The sequence below is a fragment of the Rubrivivax gelatinosus genome (assembly GCF_016583785.1).
In the GTDB taxonomy this organism is placed as follows: Bacteria; Pseudomonadota; Gammaproteobacteria; order Burkholderiales; family Burkholderiaceae_C; genus Rubrivivax; species Rubrivivax gelatinosus_B.
The window spans coordinates 1-899 of the sequence record NZ_NRRU01000223.1 but is presented as its reverse complement, the minus strand read 5'-3'; the positions used below and the strand labels follow the sequence as shown (position 1 = coordinate 899).

General features: G+C 67.7%; 1 protein-coding gene and 3 pseudogenes. All 4 read right to left on the bottom strand.

All coding sequences use genetic code 11. The features are described from left to right. Positions 1–150, bottom strand: a pseudogene (locus CKO43_RS25500) (IS5/IS1182 family transposase); the annotation flags it as partial. Positions 151–337: 187 nt separating this feature from the next. Continuing rightward, positions 338–469, bottom strand: a pseudogene (locus CKO43_RS26485) (hypothetical protein); the annotation flags it as partial. A gap of 6 nt (positions 470–475) precedes the next feature. Beyond that, positions 476–634, bottom strand: coding sequence for a hypothetical protein (locus CKO43_RS25495; protein ID WP_200380422.1), 159 nt, complete (start codon positions 632–634; stop codon positions 476–478). Then, positions 631–899, bottom strand: a pseudogene (locus CKO43_RS25490) (hypothetical protein); the annotation flags it as partial. The pseudogene CKO43_RS25490 and the gene CKO43_RS25495, both read right to left, overlap by 4 nt.

Here is an 899-nt window from a genome sequence, read left to right as displayed (position 1 = left end):
CTCCGGGTCGCGCATGCCGCTGTCGTTCTTCGTCGAACTCGGTGCGGCAATCAGCGTCGCGTCGACCACCGTGCCCTGGCGCAGCAGCAGCCCCTTGGCACCCGGCGTGTCGTTGACCGTCGCCGGGATCTTGGGCGCCAGCTTGTGCTTTGCGTAATCCAGTGCTCTTGATCAACGAGTCCGGCAACGACCAACGAGTTCAGTGGTCATGAGCACGGGAGTTCCAGCCCCAGAAGCTCACCTATCTGTGGATAACCCCGCTTGGCGCGCGACTGTGGAAATCTCTGCCTGCAGCCAGCCCGCTCAACAGGCGTGTCGGCTCCGCCACGATGCCCGTCTACCCACCTGGCATTTCCGGCACGCGCTGGTGGAAGACGCCCTCGGCGCCGATCTTGTCCAACTGCGCCGCGTTCACGCCGCGCCAGCCGATGCCCTGCACCGGCGCTGCGCCGATCACCTGGTCGTGCGGGTTGCATTACAGGAACACGCGGCCGCGGTTGTCGCGGTCGCTGCCCGGTGCGGGCACCGCCTTCGGGTCGCCGGGAAAGGCCTTCACTTCGAAGCGCGTCTCGCTCGTGTTCGGATCCTTGAAGCCGTGGCGGTTGATCAACTCCAGCGAGGCGCGGCGCGTCAATAGTCCTTCTTGCCGTCCAGCCGCTGGCCCCACCAGGGCGCGTACCACTGGCCGCGGTAGTTGTGCTCCGGGAACTTGCGTGCCGGGTCCGGCGGCACGTGCCCGGCTGGCGGAAGGACCAGCATGGCCCGCGCGGCGGCGCGGTCGACGTTGGACAGGTACAGCACCGGGTGGTTGCGCTCGTAGGCGGCATAGGCGGCCAGCAGCAGCGTGTAGTTCACCGTGTTGGCCCCCAACTCGCCCAGCACCGCGGCCAGGTCCACGC